Below are 21207 nucleotides of genomic sequence, written 5' to 3'. Positions count from 1 at the left end.
ATCTGACGGGTTGCAACCTGATTAGCATACGGTCCAACCATTTTCCGGGCTCCAGCAGGGGCCTGGTGACCCTTGCCATGCGACAGGAAGCAATCTCTTATGGCCAGCACGACCCTCGGCGTCAAAGTCGATGACGCACTGCGCGACCGCCTCAAGGCGGCCGCGCAAAAGCTCAACTGCACGCCGCATTGGCTGCACAAGCAGGCGATCCTCGCCTATCTGGACAGGATCGAGCGCGGCCACCTGCCCGCCGAGATGTCGCACCTGGGCGGCGAAGAGGGCGCCGAGGACGAGGCTGGCGAAGGCCAGGCCATCGTCACGCCGCCGTTCTACGAGTTCGGCCAGGATGTGCAGCCGCAATCGGTGCTGCGCGCCGCCATCACGGCCGCCTATCGCCGGCCCGAGCCGGAATGCGTGCCGCTGCTGCTGGGCCAGGCCCGCATGCCGAACCTGGACAAGATCCGCGGCATGGCCACCGACCTGGTGAAGAAGCTGCGCGGCAAGCGCACGGGCGGGGGCGTCGAGGGCCTGATCCAGGAATTCTCGCTGTCCAGCCAGGAAGGCGTGGCGCTGATGTGCCTGGCCGAAGCGCTGCTGCGTATTCCCGACCGCGCCACGCGTGACGCGCTGATCCGCGACAAGGTGTCGCGCGGCGACTGGAAGTCGCACATGGGCGGCTCGCAGTCCCTGTTCGTCAACGCCGCCACCTGGGGCCTGATGATCACCGGCAAGCTCGTGGCCGTGAACAGCGAGCAGTCGCTGTCCAAGGCGCTGACGCGCCTGATCGGCAAGGGCGGCGAGCCGTTGGTGCGCAAGGGCGTGAACATGGCCATGCGCATGATGGGCGAGCAGTTCGTGTCGGGCCAGACGATTTCCGAGGCGCTGGCCAACAATCGCAAGATGGAAGCGCGCGGCTTCCGCTATTCCTACGACATGCTGGGCGAGGCGGCCACCACGGCCGAGGACGCCGACCGCTATTACGCGTCCTACGAGCAGGCCATCCATGCCATCGGCAAGGCCGCCGCCGGCCGGGGTATCTATGAAGGCCCGGGCATTTCCATCAAGCTGTCGGCGCTGCATCCGCGCTATTCGCGCGCCCAGCGCGAACGCGTCATGGCCGAGCTGCTGCCGCGCGTGAAGGCGCTGACCGCGCTGGCGCGCAGCTACGACATCGGCCTGAACATCGACGCCGAGGAAGCCGACCGCCTGGAGATCTCGCTGGACCTGCTGGAGGCGCTGTGCTTCGCGCCCGAGCTGGACGGCTGGAACGGCATCGGCTTCGTGATCCAGGCCTACCAGAAGCGCGCGCCCTTCGTGATCGATTACGTGATCGACCTGGCGCGCCGCAGCCGCCACCGCGTGATGGTGCGGCTGGTCAAGGGCGCCTACTGGGACAGCGAGATCAAGCGCGCCCAGGTCGATGGCCTGGAAGGCTATCCGGTCTATACCCGCAAGATCTACACCGACGTGGCCTACCTGGCTTGCGCCCGCAAGCTGCTGGGCGCGCCCGAGGCCGTGTATCCGCAGTTCGCCACGCACAACGCCTACACGCTGTCGGCCATCTATCAGCTGGCCGGCCAGAACTACTACCCCGGTCAGTACGAGTTCCAGTGCCTGCACGGCATGGGCGAGCCGCTGTACGACGAAGTGGTCGGCCCGTTGGCGCAGGGCAAGCTGAACCGCCCGTGCCGCATCTATGCGCCGGTGGGCACGCACGAGACGCTGCTGGCCTATCTGGTGCGCCGCCTGCTGGAAAATGGCGCCAACACCTCGTTCGTGAACCTGATCGGCGACGAGAGCATTCCGGTCGAGCAGCTGGTGTCCGATCCGGTGGACGCCGCCTCGCGCGTCGTGCCGCTGGGCGCGCCGCACGAGAAGATCCCGCTGCCGCGCGAACTCTTCGGCAACCCGCAGGAAGGCGCGCGCGCCAACTCCGCCGGCCTGGACCTGAGCAACGAGCATCGCCTGGGATCGCTGTCGGCCGCGCTGCTGGCCAGCGCCGGCATGATCTGGCGCGCCGGCCCCATGCTGGGCGAGGGCGCCCAGGCCTGGGATGCGGCGCGCGCCGTCGAAGTGCGCAACCCGGCCAATCTGCGCGACCTGGTCGGCCACGTCGTCGAGGCCAATGCCGAGGAAGCCGAGGCCGCGCTGCGCATCGCGGCCAATGCCGCGCCCATCTGGCAATCGACGCCGGTGGCCGAGCGCGCGCAATGCCTGCGCCGCGCCGCGCAACTGCTGGAAGAGCAGATGCAGACGTTGCTGGGCCTGATCGTGCGCGAAGCCGGCAAGTCGTTGCCCAACGCCATCGCCGAGGTGCGCGAGGCCGTCGACTTCCTGCGCTACTACGCCGATCAGGCGTCGCGCGAGTTCGGCAACGACACGCACCGCCCGCTGGGCACCGTGCTGTGCATCAGCCCCTGGAACTTCCCGCTGGCCATCTTCACCGGCCAGGTCGCCGCCGCGCTGGCGGCCGGCAATACCGTGCTGGCCAAGCCCGCCGAGCAGACGCCGCTGATCGCGGCCCAGGCCATCGAGATCCTGCGCGCCGCCGGCGTGCCGGCTGGCGCCGTGCAACTGCTGCCCGGCCGTGGCGAGACCGTCGGCGCGCAGCTGGTGGCCAGCCCTGGCGTGCGCGGCGTCATGTTCACCGGCTCGACCGACGTGGCGCGCATCATCGCCCGCGCGCTGGCCGTTCGCCTGGACGACGACGGCCACACCATTCCGCTGATCGCCGAGACCGGCGGCCAGAACGCGATGGTGGTGGATTCGTCGGCGCTGGCCGAGCAGGTCGTGTTCGACGTGCTCAGCTCGGCCTTCGATTCGGCCGGCCAGCGCTGCTCGGCGCTGCGCGTGCTGTGCATCCAGGAAGACAGCGCCGACCATGTGCTGACGATGCTGCGCGGCGCCATGCGCGAACTCAGCGTGGGCAATCCCGATCGCCTGTCGGTCGACGTGGGGCCGGTGATCGACGCCGAGGCCCGCAATGGCATCGTGCGCCACATCGACGCCATGCGCACCGCCGGCCGTCGCGTGGACCAGCTCGAACTCAATGGCGAATGCCGCCACGGCACTTTCGTGCCGCCGACCATTATCGAGATCGGCCATATCAGCGAACTGAAGCGCGAGATCTTCGGTCCGGTGCTGCATGTGGTGCGCTACAAGCGCGAGGAACTGGATGCGCTGCTGGAGGCCGTGAACGGCACCGGCTACGGCCTGACCTTCGGCGTGCATACCCGCATCGATGAAACCATCGCGCACGTGACGGGCCAGGTGCATGCCGGCAACGTCTACGTCAACCGCAACATCGTCGGCGCGGTGGTGGGCGTGCAGCCCTTCGGCGGCGAATGCCTATCCGGCACCGGCCCCAAGGCCGGCGGCCCGCTGTACATGTACCGTCTGCTGGGCACGCGCCCGGCGGGCCTGCCGCCGGCGCTGGATCCGGCCGCGCCGCTGCCGCAGCGCATCGCGCTGCCCGGTCCCACGGGCGAGACCAACACCTATCTGGTCGAGCCGCGCGGCGCCGTGTATTGCGTGGCAGCCAGCGAGGCCGGAGCGCGCGCGCAATGGGCGGTGGCCCGGCAGACCGGCAACCATGCCTGGTTCGCCGATACGCCGGCCGCGCAGGCGCTGCTGTCCGGGCTGGATGCCGAGCAGCAGGGGCAGGCGGGCATCCTGGCCGATGCCGACGTCGACCACGCTGATTTCCAGGCGGTGCTGTTCGAGGGGGATGGCGACGCGCTGCGCGCGCTGAACCAGCGCATCGCCCAGCGCGCCGGTCCGATCCTGGCCGTGCACGGACTGACTTCGGACGCGCTGGCCGCGGGCGCGGCCTATGCGCCGGAGCGCCTGCTCGCCGAGCGTTCCGTCAGCGTCAACACGGCCGCTGCCGGCGGCAACGCCAGCCTGATGACGATCGGTTGAGGTGACTGGTGGGTAACCTTTGGGGGACCAAGGGTTATCTCCAATATCGAATGAGGTTGCACTCGAAGCAAAATCCGGTCGCACCTCAAGTGGGGATGCCGCAAACCGGCATCCCCTTTCTGTAGAAAGCTGCAGGCGCCGATTCCGGAGAACCCGGCCGGCGTGGAAGTGAAAAAACGAAAGCCGGGCTATCGGCCCAGGTTATAACAGGCCATAAATCCGACATACCGGAGGACCCATATGAAGTTCCGCACCACTTTGAAGCTTCTCTCGGCCAGCATCGCCGCCGTCGGCATGGCCGCCGCCGCGCAGGCCGCCGACATCAAGCTCGGCTTTGCCGCGCCGCTGACCGGTCCGCAGTCGCATTACGGCGAGGACATGCAGAACGGCCTGAACCTGGCGCTGGAAGAAGCCAACCAGAAGGGCATCCAGATCGACGGCAAGCCCGCCAAGTTCGTGCTGGTGTCGCGCGATGACCAGGCCGACCCGCGCGTGGGCGTGCAGGTCGCGCAGCAACTGGTCGACGAAAGCGTCGTCGGCATCCTGGGCCACTTCAACTCGGGCACCACCATTCCCGCTTCGCGCGTCTACCACGAAGCCGGCCTGCCGCAGATCGCCATGGCGACCTCGCCCGAGTACACCAAGCAGGGCTACGAAACCACCTTCCGCATGATGACCAGCGACACCCAGCAGGGCGCCGCGGTCGGCAAGTTCATGGTGCAGAGCCTGAAGGCCAAGAAGGTCGCCATCATCGACGACCGCACCGCCTACGGCCAGGGCCTGGCCGACGAGGTCGAGAAGGCCGTCAAGGCCGCCGGCGGCCAGATCGTGCGCCGCGAGTACACCACCGACAAGGCCAACGACTTCACGGCCATCCTGACCAACATCAAGGGCTCGGCGCCCGACGCCATCTTCTACGGCGGCCTGGACGCGCAGTCCGGCCCGATGAAGCGCCAGCTGGCCACGCTCGGCCTGAAGGCGCCGCTGGTCTCGGGTGAAATGACCCGCAGCGACACCTTCATCAAGCTGGCCGGCGACGCCGCCGACGGCACCTACGCCTCGCTGGCCGGCGTGCCGCTGGACAAGATGGCCGCGGGCAAGGACTTCGAGCAGCGCTATCAGGCCCGCTTCAAGAAGGCGCCCGGCGTCTACGCGCCCTACGCCTACGACGGCGCGTGGAACATGATCACCGCCATCGAGCAGGCCGGTTCGGCCAAGCCCGAGAAGTACCTGCCGGCGCTGGCCAAGCTGAGCCGCAAGGGCGCCACCAGCGAGAACATCGCCTACGACAAGAACGGCGATCTGAAGGAAATCTCGGTCACCATCTACGAAGTCAAGAACGGCAAGTGGGAGATGGTTGAAACGATGGTCAGCCAGGCCAACTAAGGCCGGATGATCGAGGCGGAAGGCGCTCCCCGCGCCCTCCGCCCGCTTTGCACCGGCAGCGCCGCCAGGCGCTGCCGCGCGCAGCCCGGCACGGGGCTTCCAATGCTCCTCCCGCGCGGCTCGCGCGATTTTTTCCAGGCTTATTCTGCGGCCCCTATGGATATCTTCATTCAACAACTGATTAACGGCGTCACGCTGGGCAGCGTGTACGCTTTGGTCGCCCTGGGCTACACCATGGTGTACGGCATCATCGGGCTGATCAACTTCGCGCACGGCGACGTGGTCATGATCGGCGCCATGGCGGCGACGACGATCGCGATCTCGCTGGTCGGCGGCGATCCCTCGGCCTCGGCCTTCGTGGTGCTGGGCCTGGGCCTGCTGGTGTCGGTGCCGCTGTGCATGGCGATCGGCTGGACCGCCGAACGCGTGGCCTACCGGCCGCTGCGCCGCGCGCCGCGCCTGGCGGCGCTGATCACCGCCATCGGCGTGTCCATCATCCTGCAGAACGTGGCGATGATGGGCTGGGGCCGCAATTACCTGAACTTCCCGCAAGTGCTCGCGCCGCGGGTGTTCGAGATCTTCGGCGCGCGCATCAGCACGCTGCAGATCGCCATCGTGGTCATCGCCGCACTCATCATGGGCGGGCTGCTGGCCGTGGTGCACAAGACCCGCCTGGGCACGGCCATGCGCGCCACCGCGCAGAACCGCGAAGTGGCCGGCCTGATGGGCGTGAACATCAACACCGTCATCTCGGCCGCCTTCCTGATCGGTTCGGCGCTGGCCGCCGTGGCTGGCATGATGGTCGCCACGTATTACGGCGTGTCGCAGTACACCATGGGCTTCATGCTGGGCCTGAAGGCCTTCACCGCGGCCGTGCTGGGCGGCATCGGCAACCTGGTCGGCGCGATGGCCGGCGGCCTGTTGCTGGGCATCATCGAATCGCTGGGCGCCGGCTATATCGGCGACCTGACCGGCGGCTTCCTGGGCAGCCACTATCAAGACGTGTTCGCTTTCTTCGTGCTGGTGCTGGTGCTGATCTTCCGCCCCTCCGGCCTCCTGGGCGAGCGCGTGGGGGACCGCGCATGAACGCGACCATGAAAAAGAGCGGGCTTTCCACCCGCAACCTGATCGGCATCGCGCTGATCGGCATCGTGCTGGCGGTGCTGCCCTTCGTGATCGGCATGGCCGGCCAGAGCTGGGTACGCATCCTGAACTTCGCGCTGCTGTACGTGATGCTGTCGCTGGGCCTGAACATCGTGGTGGGCTTCGCCGGCCTGCTGGACCTGGGCTATATCGCGTTCTACGCGGTGGGCGCCTATGCCTGGGCCATGCTGGCCTCGCCGCACTTCGGCCTGCACCTGCCGTTCTGGGCGATCCTGCCGATCGCGCTGGCGGTGGCCTGCCTGTTCGGCGTGCTGCTGGGGGCGCCCACGCTCAAGCTGCGCGGCGACTACCTGGCCATCGTGACCTTGGGCTTCGGCGAGATCATCCGCATCTTCCTGAACAACCTGAACTCGCCGGTCAACATCACCAACGGTCCGCAGGGCATCAACCGCATCGACACCTTCAAGGTGGGCGAGTTCGCGTTCGGTCGCACCGAAACGCTGATGGGCATACGCTTCACCGGCCCGGAAAAGTACTACTACCTGCTGCTGGCGCTGACGCTGATCATCGTGGTGGTGTGCCTGCGCCTGCAGAACTCGCGCATCGGCCGCGCCTGGGAAGCCATCCGCGAGGACGAGATCGCGGCCAAGGCCATGGGCATCAACACCCGCAACATCAAGCTGCTGGCCTTCGCCATGGGCGCGTCCTTCGGCGGCGTGGCCGGCGCGCTGTTCGCCTCGATGCAGGGCTTCGTCAGTCCGGAGAGCTTCTCGCTGATGGAATCCATCTCCATCCTGTGCATGGTCGTGCTGGGCGGCATGGGCCATATCCCGGGCGTGATCCTGGGCGCCATCATCCTGGCGGGCCTGCCCGAGTTCCTGCGCGCTGTGGTCGAACCGGCGCAGCACATGCTGTTCGGCGCCGTGGTGCTGGATCCGGAAGGCATCCGCATGCTGTTGTTCGGCCTGGCCATGGTCTGCGTGATGCTGTTCCGCCCGGCCGGCCTGTGGCCGTCCGCCGTGCGCAAGCGCGAACTGTCCAGCAAGGCCCAAGGAGATGCCGCATGAGCAAACTGCTGCAAGCCCAGGGACTGGGCAAACGCTTCGGCGGCCTGCAAGCCTTGTCGGACGTCAGCTTCGACATCGAGCAGGGCGAGATCTACGGCCTGATCGGCCCCAACGGCGCGGGCAAGACCACGCTGTTCAACGTGCTGACCGGCCTGTATATCCCGGAGGACGGCTCCTGCACCTTCAATGGTCAGTCCATGTCGGGCAAGAAGCCGCATGAAGTGGCCTATGCCGGCCTGGCGCGCACGTTCCAGAACATCCGCCTTTTCGCCAACCTGAGCGCGATCGAGAACGTCATGATCGGCCGCCACATGCGTACCCGCGCCGGCGTGCTCGGCGCCGTGCTGCGCACTCGCGGCGCGCGCGCCGAAGAGGCCGCCATCGAGGCGCGCGCCCAGGAACTGCTGGAATACGTCGGCATCGGCCACCGCGCCAACGACGTGGCGCGTTCGCTGCCCTACGGCGACCAGCGCCGCCTGGAGATCGCGCGCGCGCTGGCCACCGAGCCGAAGCTGCTGGCACTGGACGAACCCGCCGCCGGCATGAACGCCTCGGAAACGGTGGTGCTGCGCAAGCTGATCGAGAAGATCCGCGACGACGGCATCACCGTGTTGCTGATCGAGCACGACATGAAGCTGGTCATGGGCCTGTGCGACCGCGTGCTGGTGCTGGAATACGGCAAAGTGCTGGCCATGGGCAAGCCCGCCCAGGTGCAGCGCGATCCCAAGGTCATCGAAGCGTATCTGGGCGCGGGCGCGGCCCAGGATCCGCTGATTCATCAGGAGCGCCAGGCATGACGACGGTATCCCAACCCCTACTCGAATTGCGCGGCCTGCAGGTCGCCTATGGCGGCATCCGCGCGGTGCGCGGCATCGACCTGCGGGTCGACGAAGGCGAGCTGGTCTGCCTGATCGGCGCCAACGGCGCCGGCAAGAGCACCACGTTGCGCGCCATCTGCGGACTGGTGCCGCTGGCCGGCGGCGAAGTCGTCTATGGCGGCAAGTCCATCGGCGGCCAGAAGTCGCACGAGCTGGTGCGCCAGGGACTGGTGATGGTGCCGGAAGGCCGGGGCATCTTCGGCCAGCTGACCATTGAGGAAAACCTCGCCATGGGCGGCTACGTGCGCCGCGACGCGGCCCAGATCCGCCAGGACACGGACCGCGTCTTCACGCTGTTCCCGCGCCTGGCCGAGCGCCGCAAGCAGGCGGCCGGCACCTTGTCCGGCGGCGAGCAGCAGATGGTGGCCATGGGCCGCGCGATGATCGCGCGTCCTAAGCTGCTGTTGCTGGACGAACCCTCGATGGGACTGGCGCCGCTGATGGTGGAAAAGGTCTTCGAGGTGGTGCGCACCATCGCCAGCGAAGGCGTCACCATCCTGCTGATCGAGCAGAACGCGCGCCTGGCGCTGGAGAACAGTCATCGCGGCTACGTGATGGAATCGGGCGAGATCATCCTGTCCGGCAAGTCGGGCGACATGCTGCACGATCCCAAGGTGCGGGCGGCCTACCTGGGTGAAGTCGAAGAACACGCCTGAGCCCGAGGTTCGGTGCGTGAAAAAGCCGGCGCGAGAGGATCGCGCCGGCTTTTTTTTCATCGTCAGGCGGGGAGAGGGCAGATGCCCGGACTCATGCCGGCGGGGGCTGGAACAGACCGCGCAGCACGGCGATCAGGATGTCGCCGGCGGACGCCGCGCCATACAGCGCATGATCGATGGCCTGGCTGCGCGCCAGTGCCATGAGGCTGCCGGCCAATTCCTCGGCGGGAACGGGCGGCGTCCGTCCTGCGAGCGCGAACAATCGTTCCAGCAATTGCGCGTAGATCCGTCGCTGGTCCGCCATCAGCGCGGCGTAGGCCCGGCCGAATTCCGGATTGCGCGCGGCCAGCAGTTGCAGCTCGGTCGCGAGCAGGGCCTGGGAGGCATCCATGCCGAAATCGCGCGCCCAGTGCTCCAGCGCCTCGAAGGCCTTGCCGAAGTCCTGGCCCGCCGTGGCCACCGAGCCCGTGATGCGTTCGGCTTCCTGCGCCTTGTGCTGGCGCAGCAGGTCCAGCAGCAGGTCTTCCTTGCTCTGGAAATTGGAGTAGAAGGCGCCTTGGGTATAGCCGGCCTCCCTGGCGATATCGCGCACGGTGGTGGATGCGAAGCCGCGCTCGGCGACTTGCTTGCAGGCCGCGGCGATCAGGCGCTGGCGCGTCTGTTCCTGGCTTTCTTCTCGTGTCAGGCGGGGGTGTGGCATTTTAAATATCGATAGATATCTGGATTGACTGGTTTTGCCGGATGAGGATACCATCTGCTATTTAAATATCATTTGATATCTGAAAAGGGCGCATCCTGGACCTGGGCGCGCGCCCAATCACCCCGGAGAGATCGCTACATGCACCACCAAGACCATCAGGCGCCGTCACAGGCTGGCGCCGTGCGCAACCAGGGTGTCCAGGCACAGGAGCCCCGGGCCCGGCCCATCCGGCAGGCCTTCGTCACCGGCGCCACGGGCCTGCTGGGCAACAACCTGGTGCGCGAACTGGCGGAGCGCGGCATCGCGGTGCGGGCGCTGGCCAGATCCGTGGACAAGGCGCGCCAGCAGTTCGCGGATCTGCCGCAGGTGCAGGTGGTGAAGGGCGACATGGGCGAGGTCGGCGCCTTCGCTGCCGCGCTGGCCGGCTGCGATGTGGTGTTTCATGCCGCCGCCCATTTCCGTGACAGCTACAAGGGCGGCCGCCACTGGGACGAACTGCGGCGCATCAACGTGGACGGCACGGCGGCGCTGATCGCCGCAGCGCACGCCGCGGGCGTGCGTCGATTCGTGCATACATCCTCGATTGCCGTGCTCGACGGACCGCCCGGCACGCTGATCGATGAAACCTGCGACCGCCTGCCCGCCGATGCTGACGACTACTACCGCAGCAAGATACTGGCTGACGACGCGGTGCGCGCGTTCCTGCGCCTGCATCCCGACATGCACGCGTGTTTCGTTCTGCCCGGCTGGATGTGGGGGCCGGGCGATATCGGGCCGACCTCGGCGGGGCAACTGGTCAATGAGGTGGCGCGCGGCAAGCTGCCGGGGCTGGTGCCCGGCAGTTTCTCGGTGGTCGATGCCCGCGACGTGGCGCTGGCCCAGATTGCCGCGGCCGAACGTGGCCGCCGGGGCGAACGCTATCTGGCGGCCGGGCGCCACATGGAAATGGGAGAACTGATCCCGCTGCTGGGGCAGGTGGCCGGAATTCCCGTGCCGACGCGCAAGCTGCCGCTGCCCTTGCTGTACGCGCTGGCGGCCATTCAGGAAGTCTATGCGCGCATCACGGGCAAGCCGGTGCTGCTGGGGCTGGCGACGGTGCGACTGATGGCGCGCGAGGCGGGGCGGACCCGCTTCAATCCGGCCAAGAGCGAGCACGAACTGGGCCTGCATTTTCGTCCGCTGGCGCAGACGCTGGCCGATACCGTGGGCTGGTATCGCCAGCATGGCTGGTTCTGAACGGGTAGCCAGGGCCGTGCCCCCGGGCGCGGCCCTGGCGTGCCAGCGCGATGCTCAGGCGGGCGCCGTCGCGATGCGCCTCCTGCCTATCATCAGCGCGATGAACGCCGCGACGATGCCGGTCATGCCGGCCAGCACGAAGGCCGTCAGGTAGCTGCCTTGCGACTGCCGCACGAAGCCGGCCATCCAGGCCGCGCTGGCCGCGCCCAGCTGGTGGCCGGCGACGATCCAGCCGAACACGATCGAAGCGTCGCGCTCGCCGAAGGCTTCGGTGGTCAGGCGCAGCGTGGGCGGCACGGTGGCGATCCAGTCCAGGCCGAAGAAGATGGCGAAGATCGACAGGCTGTAGAACGAGAAGTCGGAATAGGGCAGGTAGATCAGCGACAGCCCGCGCAGCCCGTAATACACGAACAGCAGCTTGCGCGGATCGTAGCGGTCGGTAAGCCAGCCCGAAGCGGTGGTGCCGACCAGATCGAAGACGCCCATCAGCGCCAGCAGGCCGGCGGCCTGCACTTCGGGCATGCCATGATCGCCGCAGAGCGCGATCAGGTGCGTGCCGACCAGGCCGTTGGTGGTGAAGCCGCAGATGAAGAACGTGGCGAACAGGAACCAGAACGTGCGCGTGCGTGCGGCCCGGCCCAGCGCACCGAAGGTGGCGGCGATCATGCCGGTGCGCGGCGCGGCCGGCGCCGGCGGCGAGGCGGGATCGCTGCCGTAAGGCACCAGTCCGACCTGCGCGGGCCGGTCCGGCACCAGCCACCAGGCCAGCGGCACCAGGGCCGCCGCGGCCGCGGCCACGGCCCAGACCACGCGGGTCCAGTCGCCGGAGGAAGCCAGCGCGGCCAGGGCAGGCAGGAACACCAGCGTGCCGGTCGCGGCGCTGGCGGTCAGCAGGCCCATCACCAGTCCGCGATGGGCGCTGAACCAGCGATTCACGACCGTGGCGCCCAGCACGATGGCGACCGCGCCCGAGCTGATGCCCGAGAACACGCCCCAGCTCAGCAGCAGGTGCCAGGGTTCGGTCATATAGGCGCTGGCCGCGCTGGACGCGGCCATCAGGCTCAGCGCGCCAATGAGCACCCGGCGCAGGCCGAAGTGTTCCATCGCGGCGGCGGCGAAGGGACCGACCAGTCCATAGAGGAAGATCCCCAGCGCGGCGGCGAATGAAATCGAGCTGCGGCTCCAGCCGAAGGATTCCTCCAGCGGCACCAGCAGCACGCTGGGCGTGGACCGCAGGCCGGCCGACACCAGCAGCGACAGGAAGATCACCGCGACGACCACGAAGGCGTACCGCTGGCCGGCGCGGCGGAACGGGAATGGGGGGTGGGGTATACTCATGTTACTGACCGGTACGTGTTGAGATGTGCGAATCGTACGTACCGGTTAGTAACGCCGTCAAGTTGTTTTTGCGCGACCGGGCGGCCCTTCTTTGCACAGGAGCGACACATGGCCAGCAAATCCACCGTTGCGCGCAAGCGTCCGGCCGCCGGCGCGGCGAACGCGCAATCCCCGGACAAGCCGCTGCTGGCGGCGGACCGGATACGCCGCACCGCCAGGGAAATGTTCTATCGCGACGGCATCCGCGCCGTGGGCGTGGACGCCATCGTCACCCAGGCCGGGGTGACCAAGCCCAGCCTGTACCGCAGCTTCGCGTCCAAGGACGAGCTGGCGGCCGCCTATCTGCGCGACTACGACGCCGAGTTCTGGGGGCGCTTCAACGCCGCCTGCGACGCGCATCCGGGCGATCCGAGGGCGCAGCTGATGGCCTACCTGACCGGGCTGAGCCAGCGCGCCGTGCAGGCCGGCTACCGGGGTTGCGGCCTGACCAACGCCGCCGTCGAATACCCGGAGGATCCGCATCCGGCGCGCGCCGTGGCCGTCGAGCACAAGGTCGAGCTGCGCCGGCGGCTGGCCGACATGGCGCGCGGCATGGGCGCGACCGATCCGCAGGCGCTGGGCGACGGCCTGCTGTTGCTGCTCGAAGGGGCGTTCGTATCCAGCCAGCTGTTCCACGAGGGCGGACCCGCCGGGCAACTGGCCCAGGCCGCCGGACGGCTGATCGACGCCTGGGTCGGTCCGACGCCGGATGTTGCGCCGCGGCGCGCGGGCGATTAAGGCGCGGCCGGTCTAGTTCGATAGGTTTAGGGGCTAGTCCGCATTAAGCAAGAGATGAAAATCTGATAGGAAAATTGCATTGCGGCGCGGGTCACGCGGATCTAGCATGGGCTGATGCTGGTTCCTAGTCGTGAGTTCTCCGGGAGAGAATCATGAGCGATGCCACGTTGAAGCATGCACGCATGTCCGACGAGCTGGAACGGACCCTGATCCAGGAAGCCATCCAGGCGCAAGCCTTGTCGGACGGGCCCTTCGGACGCCAGGCCTGGCGGCGGCTGAAGCTGCGCATGGCGGCCTTCGGCGGCGCCTTGGGCGAGATGCTGCATGACATGGATGCCGGACGCCGGCACCATCCGGTGATTTCTGCCTATCGGGACGCCTCCCGCAAGGGCAAGTGAAAAAGACGCCAGCGCGATGCTGGCGTCTTTTTTGTTTGCCATGACGCGGTTGCGCGCGGATGCCGCGTTACAGCAAGGTATCGGCCAGCAGATAGCCATCCAACGCGATGATGCCGACGGTGGCCGCGATGGCAGCCCAGGCCCAGGCGCCGCGCAGCGCGTGCCGGCCCATGATGGACTTGCGGCAGGCCAGCAGCACCAGCGGCGCCAGCGCGAAGGGCAGGGCCAGGCTCAGGATCACCTGGCTCAGCACCAGCAACCCGTCGGGATCCTGGCCGCCCGAGTAGCCGAGCAGGCCCGCCGCGGCCGCGCCCGCGATCAGCCGGGTGGCGAGCGCGCGGCGACGATCGGACCAGTTACTGCCGGCCTGGAAGCCGCGCGACAGGATGCGGCCGGCCAGCACCCCGGTGATGGTGGAGCTTTGCCCCGCGGCATACAGCGCCACCGCGAAGATGATGGCTGCGCCCGCGCCCAGCGTGTGGCCGATGGCCGCGTGGGCGTCGTCCAGGCTGGAGACGATGAGGCCGGGGCCGGACAGGGATGCGGCGGCCACGATCATGATGGCCGCGTTGATCAGCATGGCCACGCCCAGCGACAGCGCGGTGTCATTGCGCGCCACGCGCATCGCGATGTCGCGCGCGTCCGCAGGCAGGCTGCGGGCGCGTTCGGCCAGCGAGCCCGAATGCAAGTAGAGGTTGTGCGGCATCAGCGTCGCGCCCAGGATGCCCAGCGCGATCAGGAAGCCCTGCGGATCGCGCAGCGCGCCGCCGGTCCGGGCGACGCCTTGCGCGACCTCGATCCAGGCGGGATTGGCCTTGAACAGCAAAAACACGAACGATGCGGCCACGATGGCCAGCAGCACGGCGATGACGCGTTCGTGGCGGTCGGCGTTGCCGCGCGTCAGCGCCAGTACGGCGAAGGTGCCGACGCCTGTCACCGCCACGCCGCCCAGCAGGGGCAGGCCGAACAGCAGGCGCAGCGCGATGGCGCCGCCGACCAGCTCGGCCAGCGCGGTCGCGAGAATGGCGGCCTCGCCGGCCAGCCAGGCGGCCTTGGCCATGCGGGGGGAGAGGTGGCGCGCGGTCAGGGTGGCCAGATCCTGGCCCGTGGCCAGCGCCAGCCGCGACACCAGCACCTGGAAGCCCAGGGCCAGCAGCGCGGATGCGATGACCACCGACAGCAGGCCGTAGCCGAAGCCGCTGCCGCCGGCGATGTCGGTGGCCCAGTTGCCCGGGTCGATGTAGCCGACGGCGACCAGCAGGCCCGAGCCGACCATGCGCCGCATGCTGGCGGACAGCTGGGCGTTCTGCGCCAGGGCGGATTTGCCGCCCGACATCGCGACGATGAGTCCGGTCATGAACCACTCCTGAGAATGGTTCTCATTATTCTCTTGGGCAGAACGCCCGTCAAATTGATTTTCGCCAAGCCCGGGATAGGGCGGTCCAATGAGGCGGCGGGCGGCGCGCCCCGGCTGGCCGGGGCAGGCGCGGGGCGGCGGACCGGCCTCAGGCCTTCAGTCGCGCGTCCATGGTGATCTTCGCCTTCAGGACCTTGGACACCGGGCAGCCGGTCTCGGCCTTGCGGGCCGCGTCTTCAAAGGCCTGGGCGCTGGCGCCCGGGATGACGGCTTCCACGGTCAGGTGCACGGCGGTGATGGCGAAGCCGCCGTCGGCCTTGTCCAGCGTGACCTCCGCCTTGGTGTCCAGTCGCTGGGCAACCATGCCGGCCTCGGCCAGGATGTTGGACAGCGCCATGGTGAAGCAGCCGGCATGGGCCGCGCCCAGCAGTTCCTCGGGATTGGTGCCGGGCGTGTCGCCGAAGCGGGTGTTGAAGCCGTAAGGCTGTTCCTTGAGCGCGCCGCTTTGCGTGGAGATCGTGCCCTTGCCGGTCTTCAGATCGCCCGACCAGGCGGCGGTTGCGGTTTTCTTCATGGGTAGACTCCTTCATCAGGGAAAAGGGGAGGCGTCCGCCACGCCGGTGCGCCGTTGCGGCGAAGCCTGGCAGTCATGTTACGGCGACCGGACGCGGGCCCGGGCAAGCCGATGTAACCGCAAGCCCGCGCCATTGCATCGACATCGAGTGCGCGCGCGGCGATGCGCTTGCCAGCAGGCGCGCGCGCCGTCACACTGGCCCTCGAACAATTACATACAGGTGCGGAATCAAGATGCTGGTGATCGACACGGAACAAACCCGCGGCGCGCTGTCCTTCGAACAGGCCATCCCCGCCTTGCGCGAGGCCTTCGCGCAAGGCGCTCACGTGCCGGCCCGCCATGTGCACGCGATCGAGTCCGGCGGCGCGCATGGCACCTCGCTCATCATGCCGGCCTGGAACGAACGCGGTTATTTCGGCGTGAAGGTGATCAATATCTTTCCCGAGAACACGCGCCAGTCGCTGCCGGGCCTGCACGCGACCTATAACCTGTACAGCGCCCGCAGCGGCGTGCCGCTGGCGCAGGTCGATGGCGACATCGTCACGGTGTTCCGCACCGCCGGCGCGGCGGCGCTGGGCGCTTCGTACCTGGCGCGGCCGGACGCCGCCGTGTTGCTGATCGTGGGCTCCGGCCGCATCGCCGGATTGCTGGCGCAGGCGATGCGCGCGGTCCGGCCGATCCGCAAGGTGCTGGTGTGGAACCTGCGGGCGGCCGGCGCGCAGGCGCTGGCCGAGGAGCTGCGCGCGCAGGGGTACGACGCGGCCGCGACCGAGGATCTGGAAGTGGCGGTGCGGCAGGCGGACATTGTCAGCTGCGCCACCTTGTCCACCGTGCCGCTGGTGCATGGCGCCTGGCTGCAACCCGGCACGCACCTGGACCTGATCGGCAGCTTCAAGCCCGACATGATCGAAACCGACACGGCCTGCTTCGACGGCACGTCCGTCTATGTGGATACCGATGAAGCGCCGACCAAGGCCGGCGACCTGCTGGCCGCGTTCCAGGCTGGCGTCCTGAAGCGCGAAGACCTGCGCGGCACGCTGGCGGATCTGGTGTCGGGCAAGGCGCCGGGCCGCCGCGACGCGCGCGAGATCACCGTGTTCAAGGCGGTCGGCAGCGCGCTGGAGGACCTGACGCTGGCGGCGCTGGTCTACGAGAACCGCACGGGCGCGAACCCGATGAACTGAAGACGCGAGGCAGTCGCCACGCCGCGCGCGCCCGGATGCGCCGCGCCACGCGCCTTGACGCGCCGCGCAAGGGACGCCGCCGGTTTGGGCTACTATCCCCGTGCCCGTTTTTGCCGTACCGGCTTTTTGCTTTTCATGAGATCCGCTGTCATGTCCCGCCTGCTCGCGCGCCTCGCCTGCGTCGCCGTCCTGTCCGTTCCCGCCCTGTCCGCCCATGCCGAAATCGTGATCGGGGTGGATGTGTCCACCACCGGCGCCGCCGCGGCCATCGGTATCCAGACCAACAACGCGGTCCGGCTGTGGCCGGCCACGCTGGGCGGACAGCCCGCCCGCTACGTGGTGCTGGACGACGGCACCGATGTGAGCCGCGCCGTGAAGAACATGCGCAAGCTGACCTCGGAGGACAAGGTCGACGCCATCGTCGGCCCAAACATCACGGCGGCCGCGCTGGCCGGCCTGGATGTGCTGGCCGAGACCGGCACGCCGATGATCGCGCTGGCGGCCTCCAGCGTGATTGTCGAGCCGCTGTCCGATCCCAAGCGCGCCTGGGCCTTCAAGATGCCGCAGAACGACTCGCTGATGGCCACCGCCCTGGTCCAGGACATGAAGAAGAAGGGCCTGAAGAACGTGGCCTTCATCGGCTTCGCCGATTCCTATGGCGACAGCTGGTGGAAGGAATTCAGCGCCGCCGCCGGCGCCGACCTGAAGATCGTGGCGCAGGAACGCTTCCAGCGCACCGACGCGTCGGTGATGGGCCAGGTGCTCAAGCTCATCGCCGCCAAGCCCGACGCGGTGCTGATCGCCGGCGCCGGCACGCCCTCGGCCCTGCCGCAGAAGACGCTGCTCGAACGCGGCTACGGCGGCGTCATCTACCAGACGCATGGCATCGGCACGCTGGAATTCCTGCAGGTCGGCGGCAAGGACGTGGAAGGCACGCTGTTTCCCACCGGCCCCGGCGTGGTGGCGCGCGAGTTGCCCGATTCCAATCCGGTCAAGCAGGTGGCGGTCGCGTTCGCGGACAAGTATGAAGCCCAGTACGGCGCCCATACGCTGACCCAGTTCGCCGGCGACGCCTACGGCGCATGGATGCTGCTGGATTCGGCCGTGGCCCGCGCCCTGAAGGGCGGCGCCAAGCCCGGCACGCCGGAATTCCGCAAGGCGCTGCGCGACGCGTTGGAGTCGACCCGCGACCTGGCCGTGCCCAATGGCGTGTTCAATATTTCCAAGGACGATCACCAGGGCTTCGACGAGCGTGCGCGCGTGATGGGCGTGGTCAAGAACGGCCGTTTCTCCTACGCCGGGCAATAAGGACACGTCTTGTAGCGATCCCTCGCATTCGCCGCCGCTGCCCAGGGCGGCGACTATCCAAGCAGGCCTCGGCCTGCTTTTTTATGTTCATATGATTAGTGATGAAATCATTTATTGACGTATGATTTCTAGCGAAGACATTGCGACATGGGAGAAAACGATGAGCGAGACCACTCTGCCGCGCGCTTCCCGCCGCCACGCCTGGCTGGCAGGCATGCTGCTGGTCCTGGGCGCAGCCGGGCTGACAGGCTGCTCGGACTCCGGTTCCGACAGCCAGGCCGGCTCAGCGGGCGCCAAGGGAGCCGTCAGCACGCTGGAGGCGGCCAAGGCGGCCGGCAAGATCCGCATCGGTTACGCCAACGAGGCGCCGTTTGCGTACATGGACAGCCAGCGCGCCGAGGTGACGGGCGAGTCCGTCGAAATCGCCCGGGTCGTGCTCAAGCGCATGGGCGTCAACCAGGTCGAGGGCGTGCTGACCGAGTTCGGCTCGTTGATTCCCGGCCTGCAGGCCAAACGTTTCGACATCATCGCCGCCGGCATGTACGTGACGCCCGAACGCTGCCGCCAGGCGGCGTTCTCCAATCCCACCTATGGCGTGAGCCAAGCCCTGTTGGTCAAGCAGGGCAATCCCAAGAACCTGCACAGCTACGAGGATGCGGCCAGGAACCCCAACGCCAGGCTGGGCGTGGTGGTGGGCGCGATCGAATCGGACTACGCCGCCAGCCTCAAGGTGCCGCCTGACCGCACCATCGTGTTTCCCGACGCGGTGAGCGCGCTGGCCGGCGTGCAGGCCGGGCGCGCCGACGCCTATGCCGCCACCGCGCTGACCGTGAACGACCTGATGGGCAAGGCCGGCAAGGACAGCGGCCTGGAAAAGGCCGAGCCCTTCACCGATCCGGTGATCGACGGCAAGGGCGTGCGCGGCTATGGCGCCTATGCCTTCCGCAAGGAAGACCAGGCCTTCGTCGACGCGTTCAACGCCGAGCTGGCCAAGTTCCTGGGCACCGAGGAGCACAAGAAACTGGTCGCGCCCTTCGGCTTCACGGCCGAGGAGCTGCCCAAGGGCATGACGGCGGCCAAGCTGTGCGCGGGCCAGTGAGGGTGGCGCCATGACGAGCTGGATCGAGACCCTGGGCGAGCTGGCGCCGCCGCTGCTGGACGGGCTGGGCGTGACGCTGCAAGTCATGGCGGGCGCCGCCGCGTTGGCCGCGCCGCTGGCCGTGGTCGCGGGCGTCGGCCGTCTGTCGACGCGGCGTCCGCTGCGCTGGCTGGCCTCCGTCTACGTCGAGGTATTCCGTGGCACCTCCGCGCTGGTGCAGCTGTTCTGGTTCTACTTCGTGCTACCGCTGTTCGGCCTGCAATTGCCCGCCATGCTGGTCGGCATCGTGGTGCTGGGTCTGAACGCCGGCGCCTATGGCGCCGAGGTGGTGCGCGGCGCGATCCGGGCCGTGCCGCCGGGCCAGCGCGAGGCGGGCGTGGCGCTGAACTTCACGCGCGGGCAGATCCTGCGGCGGCTGGTCTTGCCGCAGGCCGTGCCGGCCATGCTGCCGCCGGCAGGCAATCTGTTGATCGAACTGCTCAAGAACACCGCGCTGGTGTCGCTGGTGACCATCACCGACCTGACCTTCCGAGGCCAGCTGCTGCGCAGCGAGACCTTGCGCACCACCGAGATCTTCAGCCTGATGCTGCTGATGTACTTCGCCGTGGCCTTGCTGATCACCGCGGGCGTGCGCCTGCTTGAACGGAGGCTGCGCATCCGATGACGCCGATATTCGACTGGTCATACGCGCTTGAAATCCTGCCCACGCTGGGCGCCGCCCTGGTCGTCACGATCCAGGCGACCGTGCTGGGCATGCTGGTGGCCGTCACGCTCGGCCTGGCGCTGGCGCTGCTGCGACGCTCCCGGCTGCGGCTGGTGTCATGGCCGGCGGCCTGCGTGATCGAGTTCGTGCGCAGCACGCCGCTGCTGGTGCAGATGTACTTCCTGTTCTATGTCCTGCCGCTGACCGGCTTGCGCATGTCGCCGCTGGCCACCGGGGTGCTGGCGCTGGGCCTGCACTACGCCGCCTATTGCGCCGAGGTGTACCGCGCCGGCATCGAAGCCGTGCCCAGGGGGCAGACCGAGGCCGCCATCGCTCTGAACCTGCCGCGCTGGCGCACGGCGGTGGACGTGGTGCTGCCGCAGGCGATTCCGCCGGTGGTGCCTGCATTGGGCAACTATCTGGTCGCCATGTTCAAGGACACGCCCTTGCTGTCGGCCATCACGGTGGTGGAGCTGTTGCAGCAGAGCAAGATGCTCGGCTCGGCCACGTTCCGCTACACCGAGCCCCTGACCCTGGTGGGCGCGCTGTTCCTGGCGTTGAGCCTGCTGGCGGCCTGGGGCGTGCGCGGGCTGGAAACCCGCCTGCAACGCCATGGAGGAAAACGATGAGCGCCAGTGTGAACATCCGCGACCTGCGCAAGCGCTACGGCGATCTGGAGGTGCTCAAGGGCATCAATCTGGAGATCCCGTCCGGCCAGACCGTGGCCGTGATCGGCCCGTCCGGCTCGGGCAAGTCGACCTTGCTGCGCGTATTGATGACGCTGGAGCGGCCCAGCGGCGGCGAGATCGAGATCGACGGCGTGCCCATGTGGACGGACGCCGGCGGCAAGCCGGCGGGGCTGCATTCGCCTCACTTGCGCAAGGTGCGCGGCAAGATCGGCATGGTGTTCCAGCACTTCAACCTGTTTCCCCACATGACCGCGCTGGGCAACGCCATGGAGGCGCCGCTGCGGGTACAGGGCCTGAGTCGCGAGCAGGCGCGCGAGCGCGGCGTCGAATACCTGGAGATGGTGGGCTTGGGCGACAAGCTGGACACCTATCCCGCGCAGCTGTCCGGCGGCCAGAAGCAGCGCGTTGGCATTGCGCGGGCCCTGGCCATGTGTCCGGAGATCATGCTGTTCGACGAGGTGACGTCGGCGCTGGATCCCGAGCTGGTGGGCGGCATCCTGCAGATCCTGCGCGACCTGTCCGCGCGCCGCAGCATGACCATGATCATCGTCACCCACCAGATGAAGTTCGCCGAGCGCAGCTCGGACCGCACGCTGTTCTTCGACGAAGGCAATATCGTCGAGGACGCGGAGTCCGCCACGCTGTTCAGCCAGCCCAGGGAAGCCCGTACGCGGCAGTTCCTGGACAGCGTGATCGAAGGGCAGTGAACGGAGGCGGGGGCGGAGGGCGGGGGCAGGCATGTCGCGCGTGTCCGGCGGCGGGCAGGGAGCGCCGTGTCGTGTGCGCCGGGCGCAGGGCCGCACGGCGGGATTTGACCCTGTCGCGGCGTCAG

Annotated in this window: 19 protein-coding genes; 15 read left to right on the top strand and 4 right to left on the bottom strand. The window is 68.1% G+C overall.

Annotated elements, in window-relative coordinates; genetic code table 11:
- The first annotated feature begins 99 nt into the window (after nt 1–99).
- The 6 genes from putA (at nt 100) to C2U31_RS24295 (ending at nt 9012) form a co-directional block, all read left to right on the top strand.
- Nucleotides 100–3921 carry a trifunctional transcriptional regulator/proline dehydrogenase/L-glutamate gamma-semialdehyde dehydrogenase gene (gene putA / locus C2U31_RS24320; RefSeq protein WP_103275146.1) on the top strand — a complete coding sequence of 1274 codons (3822 nt, stop codon included), beginning with the start codon at nt 100–102 and terminating at the stop codon, nt 3919–3921.
- Between the two features lie 240 nt (nt 3922–4161).
- Nucleotides 4162–5307 (top strand): branched-chain amino acid ABC transporter substrate-binding protein, encoded by a 1146-nt coding sequence (locus tag C2U31_RS24315; protein ID WP_103275145.1) that lies wholly within the window; start codon nt 4162–4164, stop codon nt 5305–5307.
- Between the two features lie 6 nt (nt 5308–5313).
- Nucleotides 5314–6393: a branched-chain amino acid ABC transporter permease gene (locus C2U31_RS24310; protein ID WP_369869698.1), complete on the top strand. Its 1080-nt coding sequence runs from the start codon at nt 5314–5316 to the stop codon at nt 6391–6393.
- Nucleotides 6390–7478 carry an ABC transporter ATP-binding protein gene (locus tag C2U31_RS24305; protein ID WP_103275143.1) on the top strand — a complete coding sequence of 363 codons (1089 nt, stop codon included), beginning with the start codon at nt 6390–6392 and terminating at the stop codon, nt 7476–7478. The genes C2U31_RS24310 and C2U31_RS24305 overlap by 4 nt, the downstream gene beginning before the upstream one ends.
- Nucleotides 7475–8275: an ABC transporter ATP-binding protein gene (locus C2U31_RS24300; RefSeq protein WP_103275142.1), complete on the top strand. Its 801-nt coding sequence runs from the start codon at nt 7475–7477 to the stop codon at nt 8273–8275. The genes C2U31_RS24305 and C2U31_RS24300 overlap by 4 nt, the downstream gene beginning before the upstream one ends.
- On the top strand, nt 8272–9012 hold the full coding sequence (locus C2U31_RS24295; protein ID WP_103275141.1) for an ABC transporter ATP-binding protein: 741 nt from the start codon (nt 8272–8274) through the stop codon (nt 9010–9012). Before C2U31_RS24300 ends, C2U31_RS24295 begins: the two co-directional genes overlap by 4 nt.
- A 91-nt stretch (nt 9013–9103) precedes the next feature.
- On the opposite strand, the gene C2U31_RS24290 is transcribed toward C2U31_RS24295, so the two are convergent.
- Nucleotides 9104–9712 carry a TetR/AcrR family transcriptional regulator gene (locus C2U31_RS24290; RefSeq protein ID WP_158658448.1) on the bottom strand — a complete coding sequence of 203 codons (609 nt, stop codon included), beginning with the start codon at nt 9710–9712 and terminating at the stop codon, nt 9104–9106.
- A 138-nt stretch (nt 9713–9850) separates the two neighbouring features.
- Between C2U31_RS24290 and C2U31_RS24285 the strand changes: the two genes are divergently transcribed.
- Nucleotides 9851–10948, top strand: a complete 1098-nt coding sequence (locus C2U31_RS24285; protein ID WP_199770884.1) for an SDR family oxidoreductase — start codon at nt 9851–9853, stop codon at nt 10946–10948.
- 54 nt (nt 10949–11002) lie between these two features.
- On the opposite strand, the gene C2U31_RS24280 is transcribed toward C2U31_RS24285, so the two are convergent.
- The gene (locus tag C2U31_RS24280; RefSeq protein ID WP_103275139.1) at nt 11003–12286 is read right to left on the bottom strand and encodes an MFS transporter; all 1284 of its coding nucleotides are present in this window, start codon (nt 12284–12286) and stop codon (nt 11003–11005) included.
- A 108-nt stretch (nt 12287–12394) separates the two neighbouring features.
- Here C2U31_RS24280 and C2U31_RS24275 point away from each other — a divergent pair, with 108 nt between their 5' ends.
- Nucleotides 12395–13063: a TetR/AcrR family transcriptional regulator gene (locus C2U31_RS24275; protein WP_103275138.1), complete on the top strand. Its 669-nt coding sequence runs from the start codon at nt 12395–12397 to the stop codon at nt 13061–13063.
- A gap of 152 nt (nt 13064–13215) precedes the next feature.
- Nucleotides 13216–13461, top strand: a complete 246-nt coding sequence (locus C2U31_RS24270; protein ID WP_103275137.1) for an XRE family transcriptional regulator — start codon at nt 13216–13218, stop codon at nt 13459–13461.
- Nucleotides 13462–13528: 67 nt separating this feature from the next.
- Here the strand turns inward: C2U31_RS24270 and C2U31_RS24265 are convergent, their stop codons facing one another.
- The gene (locus C2U31_RS24265; RefSeq protein ID WP_103275136.1) at nt 13529–14818 is read right to left on the bottom strand and encodes an Nramp family divalent metal transporter; all 1290 of its coding nucleotides are present in this window, start codon (nt 14816–14818) and stop codon (nt 13529–13531) included.
- 148 nt (nt 14819–14966) lie between these two features.
- Entirely contained in the window at nt 14967–15392 is a 426-nt protein-coding gene (locus tag C2U31_RS24260) for an OsmC family protein (protein ID WP_103275135.1), read from the bottom strand.
- Nucleotides 15393–15625: 233 nt separating this feature from the next.
- On the opposite strand from C2U31_RS24260, the gene C2U31_RS24255 reads away from it, so the two are divergent.
- From C2U31_RS24255 to C2U31_RS24230, 6 genes are all read left to right on the top strand, one after another.
- The gene (locus C2U31_RS24255) at nt 15626–16576 is read left to right on the top strand and encodes an ornithine cyclodeaminase family protein (protein WP_103275134.1); all 951 of its coding nucleotides are present in this window, start codon (nt 15626–15628) and stop codon (nt 16574–16576) included.
- 150 nt (nt 16577–16726) lie between these two features.
- On the top strand, nt 16727–17884 hold the full coding sequence (locus C2U31_RS24250; protein ID WP_103275133.1) for an ABC transporter substrate-binding protein: 1158 nt from the start codon (nt 16727–16729) through the stop codon (nt 17882–17884).
- A gap of 214 nt (nt 17885–18098) precedes the next feature.
- Nucleotides 18099–18983, top strand: a complete 885-nt coding sequence (gene ehuB / locus C2U31_RS24245) for an ectoine/hydroxyectoine ABC transporter substrate-binding protein EhuB (RefSeq protein WP_103276553.1) — start codon at nt 18099–18101, stop codon at nt 18981–18983.
- Nucleotides 18984–18993: 10 nt separating this feature from the next.
- A complete protein-coding gene (ehuC, locus tag C2U31_RS24240) occupies nt 18994–19647 on the top strand; it encodes an ectoine/hydroxyectoine ABC transporter permease subunit EhuC (protein ID WP_103275132.1) in 654 nt (217 codons plus the stop codon).
- Nucleotides 19644–20315, top strand: a complete 672-nt coding sequence (gene ehuD / locus C2U31_RS24235) for an ectoine/hydroxyectoine ABC transporter permease subunit EhuD (RefSeq protein ID WP_103275131.1) — start codon at nt 19644–19646, stop codon at nt 20313–20315. The genes ehuC and ehuD overlap by 4 nt, the downstream gene beginning before the upstream one ends.
- Nucleotides 20312–21082 (top strand): amino acid ABC transporter ATP-binding protein, encoded by a 771-nt coding sequence (locus C2U31_RS24230; RefSeq protein WP_103275130.1) that lies wholly within the window; start codon nt 20312–20314, stop codon nt 21080–21082. The genes ehuD and C2U31_RS24230 overlap by 4 nt, the downstream gene beginning before the upstream one ends.
- The last annotated feature ends 125 nt before the right edge of the window (nt 21083–21207 follow it).

The sequence above is a fragment of the Achromobacter sp. AONIH1 genome, assembly GCF_002902905.1.
Classification (GTDB): domain Bacteria; phylum Pseudomonadota; class Gammaproteobacteria; order Burkholderiales; family Burkholderiaceae_B; genus Achromobacter.
The sequence above is the reverse complement of the archived record's forward strand: the minus strand, read 5'-3'. Positions and strand labels throughout refer to the sequence as shown.